Source organism: Pantoea sp. SM3640, assembly GCF_015654165.1.
GTDB classification, from domain to species: domain Bacteria; phylum Pseudomonadota; class Gammaproteobacteria; order Enterobacterales; family Enterobacteriaceae; genus Pantoea; species Pantoea vagans.
Window position 1 is genome coordinate 2634204 of the sequence record NZ_CP064872.1, and the last position, 16659, is coordinate 2650862.

The following is a 16659-nucleotide window of genomic DNA, read 5'->3' on the forward strand; positions in this document are numbered from 1 at the left end:
AGGATAAAAATCAACATGTTAAAATTTAGCCTTATCGCGCTCACTCTGTTGGGCGTTGCAGTCACAGGCCACGCCAGTCCGTCAGAGCAGCAGGTGGTGAATCAAATCAGCCAGTTTGGCATTACTTATGAAGTAAATGACAACCAGGCCGCTCTGAATGGCACCGACTGCGCCGCGCTGGGAGCCGATTATGCCGCCTGCAATCGCGCCACCATTACCCTGACCAATAACGGCCCGGCTCTGACCGACAAACACTGGGCCATCTACATGAGCAACGTTCACCAGACGCTGCGGGTCGAAAACGATCAGTTTAAAATGACGCATCTGGTAGGCGACTTAACCCGGCTGGAGCCAACGGAGAAGTTTACCGGCATTGGTGCAGGTGAGTCGGTGCAGATTCCCATCGTTAACGAATACTGGCAGCTGTTTGTCACTGATGTGATGCCGCGCTGGTATGTTACGTCCGGGCAGGCAGCGCCCAAAATTATTGCCAGCACCGATCATGAAGACCCCAGCCAGTTTGTATCGCCGCTGGGTGACCACTGGCGACGCAGTGCCGATGACCACAATGTCCTGATGCAGCCCGCCAGCCGGTTTGATAAGAACAGCGATGTTGCTGCCCTGCCCGTCTCTGCGCTGCGCGGTCAAATCACCCCCACGCCGCTTGAGGTGAAGCTCCGCCCGCAGGATGCCGATCTCAGCCGCGGCGTCAGGCTGATGCTTACCGGGCTGACACCTGAAACCGGTGAGGCGGTAAAACAGCGCCTCACCCTGCTCGGCCTGAAAGAAGCACCCGATGGATTCGCCATCACGACACAGATCAAGCCAGGCCACTTCAGCGGCAAAACGGCGAAATCGGGTGCATACAATCTGGATATCACGCCTCGCGGCGCCGTTGTGGTGGCCTACGATGCTGCCGGGGCTTTCTACGGTCTGATGTCGATTCTCTCACTGGTCCCTGGCGAGGGTGCGGCGCGTATCGCCGCGCTGGAAGCCCATGATGCGCCGCGCTTTGCTTATCGCGGCGCGTTTCTTGACGTTGCCCGTAACTTTCACAGTAAGCAGGCAGTGATGCGGCTGCTTGATCAGATGGCAGCGTGGAAGATGAACCGCTTTCATTTTCACCTGAGTGACGATGAGGGCTGGCGGCTTGAAATTCCTGGCTTACCCGAACTGACTGACGTGGGCGCTAAACGCTGTCATGACCTGACTGAACAGCGTTGTCTGCTGCCGCAGCTCGGTTCGGGTCCGTTCAGCGATAACAGCGGCAGTGGCTTTTTCAGTCGTGCCGATTACATCGACATTGTGAAATATGCGCAGGCGCGCCACATTCAGGTGATCCCGGAAATCGATATGCCCGCCCATGCCCGCGCGGCGGTTATCGCCATGGAAGCACGCTATCAGCGGCTGATGAAGGAGGGAGAATCTGAACAGGCCAGCGCGTATCGCCTGATTGATCCCACTGACGACTCCAATACCACCTCCGTGCAGCTCTATGACCGCACCAGCTATCTTAATCCCTGCATTGACGGCTCACAGTGCTTTGTTGACAAGGTGATCGGTGAAGTTCAGGCGATGCATCAGGAAGCGGGACAGCCGCTCGATGTCTGGCATTTTGGCGGCGACGAGGCGAAAAACATCCGGCTGGGCGCAGGCTACTCTGACAAAAATAGCCCTAAACCGGATACCGGACTGCGCGACTGGAGCCGTGAAGATCTGCCGTGGGCAAAATCGCAGGTCTGTCAGGCACTGGTGAAGAGCGGCAAAGTGGAAGATCTGGCACACCTGCCGAGCTATTTTGCCCTGACCGTCAGTGAGATTGTTAACCGGCACGGCATCGGCAAAATGCAGGCGTGGCAGGATGGTTTAAAAGATGCCAGAAATGCCGCAGCCTTCGCCACCCCGCGGGTTGCGGTCAACTTCTGGGACACGCTCTACTGGGGCGGTTTTGACAGTGCAGCTGACTGGTCACAGAAAGGTTACGACGTGGTGATCTCTAGTCCCGACTATCTCTATCTGGACTTTCCGTATGAGGTGAACCCGCTGGAGCGCGGCTACTACTGGGGCACGCGTTTCAACGACGAGCGTAAAATCTTCGGCTTCGCACCGGACAATCTGCCGCAGAATGCAGAAACCTCGTTGGATCGCGACGGTAACGTTTTCAGCGCTAAATCAGAGAAGCCGTGGCGCGGTGCTTATGGCATGTCGGCCCAGCTGTGGAGCGAAACCGTGCGAACAGATGCCCAGATGGAGCACATGATCTATCCGCGCCTGTTTGCGGTCGCGGAACGAAGCTGGCACCGCGCCAACTGGGAGCGGGATTACCAGCCAGGTCAGGAATACATGGGAGGCAAAACCCATCTCGTCGATCAGCAGGCACGCCTGCATGACTGGCAGCGATTTGCCAACCTGCTGGGACAGCGGGAACTGGCGAAGCTGGATAAGGCGGGTATCGATTATCGCCTGCCGGTGCCGGGAGCAAAAATCGTTGATGGCATCCTGTCGATGAACGTGGCCTTGCCTGGGGTAACGCTGGAGTACAGTCTGGACAAGGGGGTTAACTGGCAGCGCTACGATGCCAACAGACCACCGCAGGTCAGCGGTGCCGTGGCAATCCGCTCGGTGAGCCGCAACGGGCAGCGCACCAGCCGCGTGGAAACTTTGTAGTAAGCGAGAGTGAGAGAACTGGCCGGGAAACCAGCGTTGTGAACATAAAAAAGGCCGACAGAAGTCGGCCCCTTTCACACCTAAACCAGCTTCTCTTCGGGTACCGGCTCCACACCCGGCATCTGACGGCGCTCGATAATCATGGTTTGCGGTGTGGAGAGCAGAATGCCCTCTTTACGCAGACGCGTCAGAATATCGAACAGCAGGTCGCTCTTCGCCCCTGAGATCTGGCGCTGACCCGCTACGTTACCCGTGACGCTCAGAATAATGCCCTGCTGAGTCAGATCTTTAAACGAAACAGACGGCTCCGGCGTTTCCAGAATACGTTCGTTCTCGTTGTAAACTTCCAGCAGAATATCGCGCACCTTCACCGGATCGATATCCAGCGGGAAAGTCAGCGTAATCGTGACCACCCCCTGCGCATTGCCCATGGTCGCATTGCGCACGTTCTGCGAGATAAACTGCGAGTTCGGCACAATCACCGTGGACTTGTCGCCCAGCTGAATCTCGGTGGCGCGCACGTTAATGCGGCGGATGTCCCCTTCAATGCCGCTGATGCTCACCAGATCGCCGACTTTCACCGGACGCTCGGTTAACAGAATCAGCCCCGAGATAAAGTTCTTCACGATCTCCTGTAAGCCAAAACCGATACCAACCGACAGCGCACTGACAATCCACGCCAGTTTGTTCCATTGCAGACCCATGATCGACAGGGTCAGCAGGATAATCAGCACGTAACCGATGTTGCTGAACAGCGTCACCAGCGACACGCGCATCCCCGCATCCATGGTGGTTTTTGGCAGGAAATCGGTGTCGAGCCAGCGGCGCACCGAGCGCAGCACATAGATTCCGACAATCAGGCAGATTATCGCATTCACCATGTGTGCCGGTACGATGTTCAGGGATTCAAGGCCTTTACCGCCCCAGAATTCAATCGCTTTCTGCAGCAGCTCAAGCGGCGTTGAGGAGGCAAAGGTGCCGTTGACCAGCGCCAGTGCCACAACCAGCACCAGGAAGGTTTTACCGATGGCCGTCAGCAGCGTGGCCGTCTGCTGCAGGTGACGCTCATTAATGTTAAGTGAACTCTGGATGCGGCGACCGGTCGGGTTACTGGTCGAAAACAGGCTCTCACAGCCATCTTTCAGCAGGTGACTGAGGAAGTAGAACGAGCCAAACAGCAAGCCGCACCAGATCAACTCATAACTCAGGAAGCGCGCCAGCGTAACGTAGCCAATCAGCAGCGAGACAAGGATCGCAATTGCGGTCAGCGTCAGGCCCATCTGAATCAGACCGACCAGCGTTGAGCGCGCTTCAGGCGGGGTGCCCGCCAGCGTCATGCGACGACGCACACGGTTGGTGCGCATGCTGATCGCCAGCGCAGTACAGCCAATCAGCAGAGCTGTCAGCCCGTTGGCAAAAATGGTGGTATTCAGGCTGGTGCCGACGCTGTAATTGAACGCCTCGACCGTCTGGAAGATAAAGACCAGCACCGCAGTAATCGGTGGAAACGGTTTTAACGCCATCGCCACTTCATTAGAGATGGTTGGTAATCGCCAACTGGGCCGACGGGTAGAAAGGAACGCGCGTCCCAGTCCGGCAATCAGGCCACAAAAGACGCTGAGCCGAACCAGTTGATCCACAAAGTCCTGAACGTTTTCAGAGACCTCATCACGGCGGGTGAAAGCCAGGGAGATAAAGTTAAAGGTGAGGACAACCGCCACCAGCGTGGTGAGCGCTATCGCTGCCGCCAGGAAACTGCGACGCAGCTTCCCTTCCGGCAGTTTATTAATGCTGACCCAGGCCAGAAACTCTTCACTGTAACGACGGCCCACCGTCATTACCAGCAGCGCTGCCAGCAGCCAGAAGACACTGCCCACGCGCCAGCCCGGCTCCCAGGAGAGCGCAGCGGTGTCCTGCAACTCCTGCAGAAACTCACCAATTTTCTCGCCATCCAGATCCTGTGTGCTGAGCAACGGTGACCAGAAGCGCGCCCCGAGGATGCTGCCGGAGTTCAGCGCCAGCTGGCTTTTCAGCTGATCGCGACGCAGGTTAACAATCTGCGAGGAGAGCATCAGTGCGCCATTTTTAATGCCTTCAGCCTGCTTAATCTGGTCGTCGAGTTTGCTTTTCTGACTCTCCAGCGTGTTACGCTTGCGCGTCACTTCCGGCGTCTCTTTGACGCCGCTGTCCGCTTTCGGGGCCGGACCCAGCACCTGCAGCTGGGCTTCCAGTTGCTGGCGATCGGGAACCAGCGCCTGACCCAGCGTATCGGCATTACCGGAGAGCTCCAGCGCCATTTCATTCAGCTGCGTCAGCTTGTTTTCGCCAGCGTCGACAGAAACCTGACTTTTAATTTTGTCGAGGATCTTCTGCATTTTCGGCAGTTCAACCGCGGCATTCAGCTTCGGCGGAGCATCCTGTTCCTGAGCAGCACCGGCCGTATCATCCGCGGCCAGCGCCAGCGCCGGGGCAAACCCTGCCAGCGCCAGCATTAACAATGCAAAAAGGGATCGTATAAACATATGTGTAAGATTCCGGCAGCTTAAATCAGGCGATCTTCCCTCGCCAGTCGCGCGTAAGTTTAGGGCTTTGCAAGGGATGGCAATATAGGAATAACGGGCATTTTTCGGGCTGATTCGGGACAGGCAGCGGCATGAACATCGCTGTATGCCTGTGCCTGTTTCTTCCCGGCTACCTGCTCAGCCTGCAGGCAATGCCGGTGCGCGCCGTGCGCGACACCGGCTATTTTCTACTCAACGTCGGCACTGCCGGCACCATTGCTGGCAACCTGGCCCGACTTCTGCTTTTTATACGCCAGCGCAGCGGCAGGCACTGGCGCGGCTTTGCCGGTCTCAATCCAGCTGCGCAGTCGGTTAGCGTCGGCGAAGTGAGTATATTTGCCAAAGGCATCCAGCACTACCAGCGCCACCGGACGATTGTTAATCATCGTGCGCATCACCAGGCAGTGGCCCGCCTCGTCGGTATAACCGGTTTTGGTCAGCTGAATATGCCAGTCATTTTTATAGACCAGATGGTTGGTATTGCGGAACGGCAGCGCGTAGCTCGGATGGGCAAACACGGCCGTCTCTTCTTTTGTGGTGCTGAGCGCCCCAAGCATCGGATATTCCCGCGTCGCTTTGAGTAACTTCACCAGGTCCTGCGCGCTGGAGACGTTCTGCGTTGAGAGGCCGGTTGGCTCCACATAGCGGGTCTGTTTCATGCCGAGTGACCGCGCTTTAGCATTCATTGCCTGGATAAAGGCGTGATAACCGCCCGGATAGGCGTGGGCCAGGCTGGCGGCGGCACGGTTTTCTGAAGACATCAGCGCCAGTAACATCATATTGCGGCGGCTGATCTGGCTGTTGAGCTTAACGCGCGAGAATACGCCACGCATTTCCGGCGTCTGGCTGATATCGACGTTAATCATCTCATTCATCGGCAGATGCGCATCCAGCACCACCATCGCGGTCATCAGCTTGGTGATAGACGCAATGGGCCTGACCCGATCCGGGTGACTGGAGAAGAGCACTTTATTGGTGGTGAGGTCGACAATCATCGCACTGCCAGAAGCGATCTGCGGCTGAGCAATAGGCGTAAGTTGCGACAATGAAGTCGTCGCCTGCGCCGGAAGTGAAACAATCTGCCCGGAAACGAGCAGCGCCAGCGAAAGCAGGGTGGAGCGAATTTTTGCAGGCATCGTAGAAAAAAACCCGGTTATGATTGTGTACTGTGTCAGACCGACACAGGCCGCCCGCTTCAGTCACGTCGGCGCGCGGGCTGGCAGCAGCATCATACGCTTTAGGTTAAGAAATTTCCTGGTGAGATTGTTTCCGGGCGTAAAAAGAGAACTGCCGCCAGAGCGGCGGCAGCGGTCAGTCAGAACAGATGCGGTCCATATCCCCACAGCACCACGGTTAATGCCAGTAACACTTCAAAAACCAGCACGCCGATGGCAAGCGTTGAGCCGGAAAAACGCAGGCTCTCTTCGCGATCGATATTCAGAAACAGCGGAATGCCAATATAGAGCAGATAGCCGGTGTAGAGCAGCGCCAGCGCCCCTGCCAGTACACAGAGCCAGACCAGCGGATAGAGTGCCACCAGCCCGCTGAGAAACAGTGGCGTTGCCACGTATCCCGCAAACACGGTGCAGCGCTGGACGCCGGGACGCTGCGGATAATCACGCGCCATCCAGTGGATCACGCGCCCCATAACCGCGACGCCACCCAGAATAATCAGGTAGAACAGAATGCCCAGCGCGATGCCGGTTGCCAGGTTAAGTTGCACATATTGCCCCTCGCCCAGATTCCAGCCCAGCTGAGTTGTACCGACAAAGGCGCAGATCACCGGGATCGCCGCCATCAGCAGAACATGGTGGGTGTAGTGGTGCGAGACGCTCTCATTCTCTTGCTTGATATGACGCATTTCCTGGTTCGGATGCGCCAGAAGTCCCCAGACATGGTTCATACAGTCACTCCTCTGATGCGATGGGCCGCCCGGTGATGCATGCGTCTTTGGGGGCAGCGTCTCCTCAAGTATAAACGGCAGTGAAATTTTCGTGGTGACCGGACAAAAAAACAGCATAAATAAACAGACCCGTGGTGGCCGGGCGGAAGCGAAGCCAAATCGCGTATAGACTGAAAGAAATCATCACCGAACAGGGAGAGTCATTTTGCATCTGGATATCAACGCATTAATTACGCAATACGGTTATCTGGCACTTTTTATTGGCTGTATTGCCGAGGGGGAGACATTTACGCTGCTGGGCGGCGTGGCCGCGCATGAGGGGCTGCTGCATTATGTGGGGGTCGTGCTGGCGGCAATGGGTGGCGGCATTGTTGGCGATCAGCTGCTCTACTGGGTCGGTCGCCGCTGGGGCACGCGGATCCTTCGCCGCTTTAAAAAGCATCAGGACAAAGTGGTGAAGGCAAACCGCCTGATCAAACGCCGCCCCAGCCTGTTCGTGATTGGCGTGCGATTTATGTATGGCTTCCGGCTGATTGGCCCCATCATCATCGGTGCCAGCCGCCTTAACCCGATGAAGTTTTTTATTCTTAACGTCATCGGGGCGGCTATCTGGTCGCTGATCTTTGTGACGCTGGGCTATTTCGCAGGCGGCATCATCGCGCCGTGGCTGCATAAACTCGACCAGCATCTGAAACATCTGCTGTGGCTGGTCGGGGCGGTCGTCTTTGCCTTTGTGCTGCGCTGGGTGATCCGTCGCTGGCACAATCGCCGGGCCGATCAGCAATAAACGAATGGCGTCTTCTCCTGATTACACAGAGGTCGCCAGACGCTGAAAAGCGTCTGGCGACCTGTTGACGATGACGTGAGTCTCACCCGCCCACCTTCCCCTCTCCTTCCTTATTCAATCGCGCGTTAACCATCTGTGCCCAAACGAAGCCGCATCGGATGGCTCAGCTATAGTTAGGATGGACACTGACAGGGAGATAAGAATGAGTAAGGTAAAACGTAAGATTGAAGACCACGGCGTCATCGGCGATTTGCGCACCTGTGCGCTGGTCGCTAACGACGGCACTATTGATTATCTCTGCTGGCCTGAACTCGACAGCCCGTCGGTGTTTGCCGCCCTGCTCGACAGCGATGATGCCGGCCTTTTCTCCCTCGCACCTGACTGGCCCAATGCGCGGCGTCAGCAGCTTTACCTGCCCGACACGAATATCCTGCAGACGCGCTGGCTGGATGATGAAGGCGTGGCGGAAATCACCGACTACATGCCGATTTGTGATGACAAGAACAAACTGCCGCGCCTGATCCGCCGGGTCAAGATGGTTCGCGGCAGCGCAACCTTTCAGCTGCGCTGTTCACCGCGTCATGACTACGCCCGGGCGCAGACCCGGGCCGAAGCGCACAACGGCTGCATCGACTTTCATGCTGAAGGTCAGCCGTCGCTGCGCCTGGCAGCCTCCGTGGTGATGACGCTTGAAGACGACAGCGCCACGGCCCACTTCACCTTACAGCCTGGCGAACATGCGCAGTTTGAATTTGGCAGCGTGGATGATGCACATATCGAAGCGCTGGCGACCGAACACTGTTTTGAAGAGACGCTGAACTACTGGCGACGCTGGAGCGCCCACAGCACCTATCAGGGACGCTGGCGCGAGATGGTGCAGCGTTCGGCGCTGGTGCTGAAGCTGCTGACTTCACATCAGCACGGCTCGATTGCGGCGGCGGCAACCTTTGGCCTGCCTGAAGAGCTGGGCGGCGAACGCAACTGGGACTATCGCGCCTCCTGGATCCGCGACGCCTCGTTCAGCATGTATGCACTGATGCGGCTGGGCTACGTGGATGAAGCCAAACACTTTACCCACTGGGTCGGCCGCTGTGTTGAAAACAGCCATCACGATGAGATGCGCCTGCAGGTAATGTACCGGCTGGACAGCGGCACCGAGTTGCATGAGATGGAGTTACTCAATCTTTCCGGCTATGCCGACTCCCGTCCGGTTCGCATCGGCAATGACGCCTGGCAGCAGACCCAGCTCGATATCTATGGCGAGCTGATGGATGCGGTCTATCTGGCCAATAAGTATGGTGAGGCGATCTCGCAGCGCGGCTGGGAGCATGTGGTCAAAATGATCGACTGGCTGTGTGAACACTGGAATCAGCCCGATGCCGGTATATGGGAGATGCGCGGTGAACCCGAGCATTTCCTGCATTCGCGTCTGATGTGCTGGGTGGCAATGGATCGTGCGCTGCGTCTCGGCATGAAGCGATCTCTGCCGATGCCTTATGAACGCTGGGATCGGGCGCGTCGCGAGATCCGCGAAGATATCTGGGCAAACTTCTGGAACAGTGAACGCGGCCATTTCTCTGCCACCCGTCATGGTGAACATCTTGACGCCTCCATGCTGCTGATGCCGCTGGTGCGCTTCGTCGGTGCCACCGACCCGGACTGGATTGCCACGCTGGACGCGATCAAAACCAATCTGGTCAGCGACGGTATGGTGCGGCGTTACAATACGCATGAAACACCGGCCGATGGCCTCAAGGGATCGGAAGGCTCCTTTGGTGCCTGCTCATTCTGGTATGTCGAGTGTCTGGCGCGAGCGGGCCGGATTCAGGAAGCGCATTTTGAATTTGAGAAGCTGCTGAGCTACGCCAATCCGCTGGGCCTGTACGCCGAGGAGTTTGACAGCCACGGTCATGCGCTGGGCAATACGCCGCAGGCGCTGACGCATCTGGCGTTAATCAGTGCCGCCTTTTTCCTGAATCGCAAACTCAGCGGTGAACAGACGCAGTGGCAACCTTAATCAGGACTGCCCCCGGAAAGCCGCATTTTACACGCCCTGCTTTCCGGAAATGCGCTAACATCCGCGGTGAATTTACGTAAAGTATTGCAGGCAGGTTAAATTCCCGATTCACAACGTCAGATTAATGAACATATAATGCGCAGCAGGTCACATTGGCCAGCATGAATTCGACACATAGACCAGCCTGAAATATGGCGATAAAGACTTGTAAAATATGAAAATTATTCGCGCTTTCGCTTCAATCGCTCTGGCTCTGGCGGCATTCAGCCAGTCAGCCTTTGCTGTGGTTTACCCGTTACCGCCGGCCAACAGCCGTCTGATCGGGGAAAATATTGAAATTACGGTTCCTGAAGACAGCAAGCTGCCGCTGGAAGCTTTTGCGGCGCAGTACCAGATGGGCCTCAGCAATATGCTGGAAGCCAATCCGGGTGTTGACGTTTATCTGCCTAAAGCTGGCAGCAAAATGATCATCCCACAGCAGCTGATTCTGCCTGACGCACCGCGTGAAGGTATTGTGATTAACAGCGCAGAGATGCGTCTTTACTACTACCCGAAAGGCAGCAAAACCGTCGTGGTGCTGCCAATTGGTATCGGTGAATTGGGTAAAGATACCCCGATTAACTGGACCACAGCGGTAGAACGTAAGAAAGATGGCCCGACCTGGACGCCAACCAAAGGTATGCATGCGGACTACGCGGCACGCGGTGAAACGCTGCCAGCCGTGTTCCCGGCAGGCCCGGATAACCCGATGGGTCTTTACGCGCTCTATATCGGTCGTCTCTATGCGATTCACGGCACCAACGCCAACTTCGGTATCGGCCTGCGCGTGAGCCACGGCTGTGTGCGTCTGCGCGCTGACGATATTAAATGGCTGTATCAGAACGTGCCGGTCGGTACGCGCGTTCAGTTCGTCGATCAGCCGGTAAAAGCGACCGTAGAGCCAGACGGTTCACGTTATGTTGAAGTGCATAACCCGCTGTCGACTACGGAAGAGCAGTTCAACTCACGTGAACTGGTGCCGATTACGCTGACGCAGGCAGTAAGCAAAGTGCTGGTTGATGCCAGCGTCAATCAGGATCAGGTTAACGGCGCCATTCAGGGCCGTACCGGTATGCCGGTAAAAGTGAACGGTGTGGAAAACAACATCCAGACTGCACCTGTACCAATGCCGGAAAACCCGCAGGCTGCACCACAGGAACAGCCGATGACGCCAGTGACCCCACAGGGTGCAAACAGTGATGCTGCACAGCCACAGCAGCCCGCCACTGAGCAGGTCACACCAGCAGCACCTGCAGCAGCGGCCAATACCAACTCGTAATCGCCGTCCTGCTCTAAGAAGCCAGCGCCTGTCGCTGGCTTTTTTATTGCCTGGATTAAGGCAAATTACCGAACATTTCCGCCCGCCTTCCCCGCGTGACCATCATTAATCTGTCATATAAAGCGCGTATCACACTCCGTTAACCCGATGCAAATCAGCATCCGGCATCAGCCACGTGAGGTACACCATGAGCGAAAACAGTCTCTCCTCCTCATCAGCCCGGGGACGCCCCGATTTCAACGGTAAGGGCAGCCGCTTCAGCAAACCGCTGTTTTTCATTCTGCTGATCGCCGGGCTGGCCTTCGCCGGACTTAACCTGGTCAATGATGTTGAAGAAACCAACACCCCGGTCACCAGCTATCTGCCGTTCTTTCTGCTGGGACTGGCGCTGCTGATTGCGCTCGGTTTTGAATTCGTCAATGGCTTTCACGATACCGCCAATGCGGTCGCCACGGTGATCTACACCCATTCGCTGACGCCTGGCGTGGCAGTAGTCTGGTCCGGTTTCTGTAACTTTATGGGCGTACTGCTCTCCAGCGGCGTGGTGGCCTTTGGCATTATCTCGCTGCTGCCGGTCGAGCTGATCCTGCAGGCCAGCAGCGGCAACGGCTTCGCCATGGTCTATGCGCTGCTCTTCTCCGCCATTATCTGGAATCTCGGCACCTGGTATTTTGGCCTGCCCTCGTCGTCATCGCATACGCTGATTGGTTCGATTATCGGCGTCGGGGTGGCTAACGCCATGCTGCATGGGCGCAGCGGACTGAGCGGCGTGGACTGGGATCAGGCACTCAAGGTCGGCTATGCCCTGCTGCTGTCGCCGGTGGTGGGTTTTGTCTGCGCCGGGCTGCTGCTCTGGGTGATGAAGATGTTTATCCGTAATCGCCAGCTTTATCAGGCCCCGAAAAGTGACCAGCCACCGCCGGTCTGGATCCGTGGTCTGCTGATCCTGACCTGTACCGGCGTCTCCTTTGCGCACGGCTCCAACGACGGCCAGAAAGGAATGGGGCTGATTATGCTGATCCTGGTGGGCACCATGCCGATCGCCTACGCCCTGAACCGATCGCTGCCGGCCGATCAGATCCCACGTGTGGCCGCACTGACTGAAGTGACCGCCCATCAGCTACTGCAACTGCAACCGGCGACGGCGCATCCCCCGGCGGCCCGCGACGTGCTGACCGGCTTTGTCGGCAGCAACCAGATGAACGCCGAGGTGTTACCGGCGCTGGCGCGGACGCTTAACGAAGTGGGCGATCAGATTCGCCGTTACGGCTCGATGGATAATATCCCTGCCCAGGCGGTGACCAATACCCGCAACCAGATGTATCTGGCTTCGGAGTCGATCAAGCATCTGCAGACCGCGAAGGTGACGCTGCCGCAGGAGACCGAACGCAATCTTAAGGCTGTGAAAACCGAACTCGACAGCGCCACCCGCTTTATTCCGATGTGGGTGAAAGTGGTGGTGGCGATAGCGCTGGGGCTTGGCACCATGGTCGGCTGGCGCAGGATTGTGGTAACGGTGGGAGAACGGATCGGCAAAACCCATCTGAGCTACGCCCAGGGTGCCAGCGCCGAGCTGGTGGCGATGATGACCATTGGCGCAGCCGATGGCTTTGGCCTGCCGGTGTCGACCACCCATGTGCTGTCGTCCGGCGTGGCGGGCACCATGGCGGCCAACCGCTCAGGCCTGCAGTTTTCGACTCTGCGAAATCTGGCTGTCGCCTGGGTATTGACGCTGCCGGTCTCCATTCTGCTTTCTGCCCTGCTCTACTGGGTGTTTACCCATTTCTGATAGTCAGGGCTCACCACCGGTCAGGTGGTGAGCCGTTGCTGCGTATAGAGCCGCAGCGTGATCAGCAGCGCGCCCAGCACCATCACGGCGGCAGCCAGATAGACCGACTGCATCCCCCAGTGTCCGATAAATAAGCCCGCCACCGGCCCGGTTAAACCGAGTCCCAGATCGAGAAAGGCGGAATAGGTGCCCAGCGCCGAGCCCTGATCCTGACGCTCAACCCGTTTAACTGCCTCAACGCCCAGCGCCGGAAAGACCAGCGAGAAACCGCTACCGGTGAGGAACGCGCCCGCGCCCACCAGCCAGGCGCTGTCCGCCTGCCAGATAATCAGCAGTCCCAGACACTCCAGCAGGAAAGAGAACAGCGACACGCGCAGTCCGCCAAAGCGGGTAATAAAGCGACCAAAACCCAGCCGCACCAGCACAAACCCCAGGCTGAACAGCGTCAGCGCATAGGCCGCGCCCTGCCAGTCGCGGCTGGCAAAATAGAGGGTGATAAAGGTGGCGATGACGCCAAAGCCGATGGTGCCGAAGCCCAGCGCCAGGCCATAAAGCCAGACGCGGGAGAAGACGCGATGAAACGGAATGCGCTCGCCCACACTGACGGTGACCGCCGGTTTGCGGCTGGCCATCAGATACCCAACGACGCCCATCAGCGCAATCAGTCCGGCAAATCCGCTCATACCAAATTGACTGTTCAGCAGCACACCCAGCGGCGCACCAACAGCCATCGCCAGATAGGTGGCGACACCGTTCCAGGAGATGACGCGCGCGGTCTGCAACGGCCCGACGATATTCATGCCCCACAGCGTGGAACCGGTGCTGCTGAAGCTTTCGCCCACGCCAAGAAACAGTCGCCCGATAGCCAGCAGCGCCAGACTCAGCCACGGCCAGCTGCTCAGCAGCGCCGCCACGATAGTCAGCACCCCGCTCATGCCGCAGCAGAGCAGCCCCAGCATTACCACCCTTTTTGGCCCCAGGCGATCGGCGAGACGGCCCGACTGCGGACGGCTGAGCAGCGTTGCAAAATACTGGATGCTGATAATCAGACCGGCGATAAAGGAGCTGAAGCCAAGCTGATTTTTGACGAAGCCCGGCAGCACGGCCAGCGGCAGTCCGACGGAGAGATAGCAGAAGAAAGTGAAAATGATAACTGAGAGGATTCGTTTGTTGAGCTGACTGTTGCTCAACACAGCGGTGTCAGACATAGCAGGCTTGTGGTGTGGGAAATTTTGCCCACTATACCGTCAGGCGGTTAAGGGGTCGCCTGATTTTTTATCACAAACCATGAACATGTGCATGACGGTCAATTGCCTGCGCGATGTCGCCCGAGTTTTTTAACGCACGGATTTCACTGAATAAGCCATCGGCTTCGCCATACGCTTTGCGCAGATAACCGAGCCACTGTTTGATCCGCGCCACATGATAGAGGCCGGTATCGCCCTGCTTCTCCAGCCGGCTGTATTTCTGCAATAACCGCACCACATCGGGCCAGGCCATCGGCGGTTCGTTGTATTTCACCACCCGGCTCAGGTTAGGGATGTTCAGTGCACCACGGCCAATCATTACCGCATCGCAGCCGGTGACCGCCATACAGTTTTGCGCGCTTTGCCAGTCCCATATCTCGCCATTAGCAATCACCGGAATGCGCAGCCGCTGACGAATGTCGCCAATCGCCTGCCAGTTGATCGCTTCTGCGCGATAGCCCTCTTCTTTGGTCCGTCCATGCACTGTTAGTTCGCTGGCACCGGCCTGCTGGACCGCGTCGGCAATCTCCAGGCTGCGGGCACTGGAATCCCAGCCGAGCCGCACTTTTACCGTTACCGGCAAATCGGCAGGCACCGCTTCACGCATCGCTTTCGCGCCGCGATAAATCAGATCGGGATCTTTCAGAAGGGTTGCGCCGCCTCCGCTGCCGTTGACCAGTTTAGAGGGACAACCACAGTTGAGATCAACACCCCAGGAACCCAGCTCCACCGCGCGTGCGGCGTTCTCGGCTAACCATTCGGGATGCTGCCCCAGCAGCTGCATCCGCACCCGCGTGCCGGATGGCGTACGGCTGGCGTGATGCAGTTCGGGGCAGAGACGGGTGAAGGATTTTACCGGCAGCAGTTGATCGACTACGCGCAAAAACTCAGTGATGCAGAGATCGTAGTCGTTCACTTCCGATAGCAGCTGGCGCACCAGTGAGTCCAGCACGCCCTCCATCGGAGCCAGTAAAACCCTCATACTCAGACGTTTCCAGTGCGCTTCGGAGCCGGACGACGTGGACGGGCTGCGGGCTTATCGCCCTGAGGTGCCGCCTGGCTCTGACGACGCGCCTGAGGACGTTTGTCGCCGGATGAAGATGAACGCGATGCGCCTGCACCCTGTCCGCCCTGACCACGCCCACGACCGCCACCACCTGCACCGCCACGAGACTGCTGCTGACGACCGTTGATGATCGGCTCGGCCTTGATGCTCGGATCCGGTTCATAACCCTCAATCGCCAGACGCGGGATTTCACGCTTCAGCAGACGCTCGATATCACGCAGCAGTTTGTGCTCATCGACGCAGACCAGCGACAGTGCGACACCGGTTGCAGCCGCACGGCCGGTACGGCCAATACGGTGAACGTAATCTTCGGCGACGTTAGGCAGCTCGTAGTTCACGACGTGTGGCAGCTCTTCGATATCCAGGCCACGGGCCGCGATATCGGTCGCAACCAGCACGCGAATGCCGCCTGACTTAAAGTCGGCCAGCGCACGGGTACGGGCACCCTGGCTTTTGTTACCGTGGATTGCGGCAGCGGTGATGCCATCTTTGCCCAGCTGCTCGGCAAGGTGGTTAGCGCCGTGTTTGGTACGGGTAAAGACCAGTACCTGCTGCCAGTTACCTTCGCCGATCAGCTGCGACAGCAGTTCCCGCTTACGCTTCTTATCAACGAAATGCACCTGCTGCGCCACCTGCTCAGAAGCGGTGTTGCGGCGAGCCACTTCAATCATTTCCGGGTTGGTCAGCAGTTTTTCCGCCAGGCCTTTGATCTCATCCGAGAAAGTGGCTGAGAACAGCAGGTTCTGACGTTTGGCCGGCAGACGTGCCAGTACGCGACGAATGTCGTGGATAAAGCCCATATCCAGCATACGGTCCGCTTCATCCAGCACCAGAATTTCGACCTGAGACAGGTCAACGGCATTCTGCTGAGCCAGATCCAGCAGGCGACCTGGTGTGGCCACCAGCACATCGACGCCGCCACGCAGCTTAACCATCTGTGGATTGATGCTGACGCCGCCAAACACGACCAGCGAACGCAGCGAGAGATATTTGCTGTAGTCGCTGACGTTTTCGCCGACCTGCGCCGCGAGTTCACGGGTTGGGGTCAGGATCAGGGCGCGCACCGGGCGACGACCGCGGATGGGCGTCGCGGTGGCAGAGAGTTTCTGTAACAACGGTAAGGTAAAGCCGGCCGTTTTGCCGGTGCCGGTCTGGGCACTCGCCAGCAGATCGCGGCCTGCCAGCACCACAGGAATCGCCTGGCGCTGGATAGGTGTAGGTTCGCTGTAGCCTTGTTCGGCAACCGCGCGCAAAATATCGGCACTCAGGCCGAGAGAGTCAAATGACATTACGTGGTTTACTCC

General features: G+C 57.8%; 11 protein-coding genes. 5 read left to right on the plus strand and 6 right to left on the minus strand.

Features of this window, described 5'->3' with window-relative positions; translation table 11 throughout:
• The first annotated feature begins 15 nt into the window (after window positions 1–15).
• Window positions 16–2667, plus strand: a complete 2652-nt coding sequence (locus IV493_RS12255) for a beta-N-acetylhexosaminidase (protein WP_195857213.1) — start codon at window positions 16–18, stop codon at window positions 2665–2667.
• A gap of 80 nt (window positions 2668–2747) precedes the next feature.
• On the opposite strand, the gene IV493_RS12260 is transcribed toward IV493_RS12255, so the two are convergent.
• From IV493_RS12260 to IV493_RS12270, 3 genes are all read right to left on the minus strand, one after another.
• Window positions 2748–5189, minus strand: coding sequence for a DUF3772 domain-containing protein (locus IV493_RS12260; protein WP_095707516.1), 2442 nt, complete (start codon window positions 5187–5189; stop codon window positions 2748–2750).
• Between the two features lie 227 nt (window positions 5190–5416).
• Window positions 5417–6364, minus strand: coding sequence for a D-alanyl-D-alanine endopeptidase (gene pbpG / locus IV493_RS12265; RefSeq protein ID WP_033782386.1), 948 nt, complete (start codon window positions 6362–6364; stop codon window positions 5417–5419).
• Between the two features lie 179 nt (window positions 6365–6543).
• Window positions 6544–7131, minus strand: a complete 588-nt coding sequence (locus tag IV493_RS12270) for a Yip1 family protein (protein ID WP_013357206.1) — start codon at window positions 7129–7131, stop codon at window positions 6544–6546.
• Between the two features lie 205 nt (window positions 7132–7336).
• Here IV493_RS12270 and IV493_RS12275 point away from each other — a divergent pair, with 205 nt between their 5' ends.
• The 4 genes from IV493_RS12275 (at window position 7337) to IV493_RS12290 (ending at window position 13042) form a co-directional block, all read left to right on the plus strand.
• Window positions 7337–7918, plus strand: coding sequence for a DedA family protein (locus IV493_RS12275; protein WP_033782384.1), 582 nt, complete (start codon window positions 7337–7339; stop codon window positions 7916–7918).
• 202 nt (window positions 7919–8120) lie between these two features.
• On the plus strand, window positions 8121–9935 hold the full coding sequence (locus IV493_RS12280; RefSeq protein ID WP_195857214.1) for a glycoside hydrolase family 15 protein: 1815 nt from the start codon (window positions 8121–8123) through the stop codon (window positions 9933–9935).
• 214 nt (window positions 9936–10149) lie between these two features.
• Window positions 10150–11253: a L,D-transpeptidase family protein gene (locus tag IV493_RS12285; protein WP_195857215.1), complete on the plus strand. Its 1104-nt coding sequence runs from the start codon at window positions 10150–10152 to the stop codon at window positions 11251–11253.
• Window positions 11254–11440: 187 nt separating this feature from the next.
• Window positions 11441–13042, plus strand: a complete 1602-nt coding sequence (locus IV493_RS12290) for an inorganic phosphate transporter (protein ID WP_147788501.1) — start codon at window positions 11441–11443, stop codon at window positions 13040–13042.
• A gap of 20 nt (window positions 13043–13062) precedes the next feature.
• Here IV493_RS12290 and IV493_RS12295 read toward each other — a convergent pair whose 3' ends face one another.
• The 3 genes from IV493_RS12295 to rhlE all read right to left on the minus strand — a co-directional run bounded on the left by IV493_RS12295 (window position 13063) and on the right by rhlE (window position 16644).
• Complete coding sequence (locus IV493_RS12295) at window positions 13063–14250, minus strand: MFS transporter (protein WP_033782378.1); 1188 nt, start codon at window positions 14248–14250, stop codon at window positions 13063–13065.
• Between the two features lie 70 nt (window positions 14251–14320).
• On the minus strand, window positions 14321–15271 hold the full coding sequence (gene dusC / locus IV493_RS12300) for a tRNA dihydrouridine(16) synthase DusC (protein WP_095707520.1): 951 nt from the start codon (window positions 15269–15271) through the stop codon (window positions 14321–14323).
• A gap of 2 nt (window positions 15272–15273) precedes the next feature.
• Window positions 15274–16644 (minus strand): ATP-dependent RNA helicase RhlE, encoded by a 1371-nt coding sequence (gene rhlE / locus IV493_RS12305; RefSeq protein ID WP_013357199.1) that lies wholly within the window; start codon window positions 16642–16644, stop codon window positions 15274–15276.
• Between the last annotated feature and the right edge of the window lie 15 nt (window positions 16645–16659).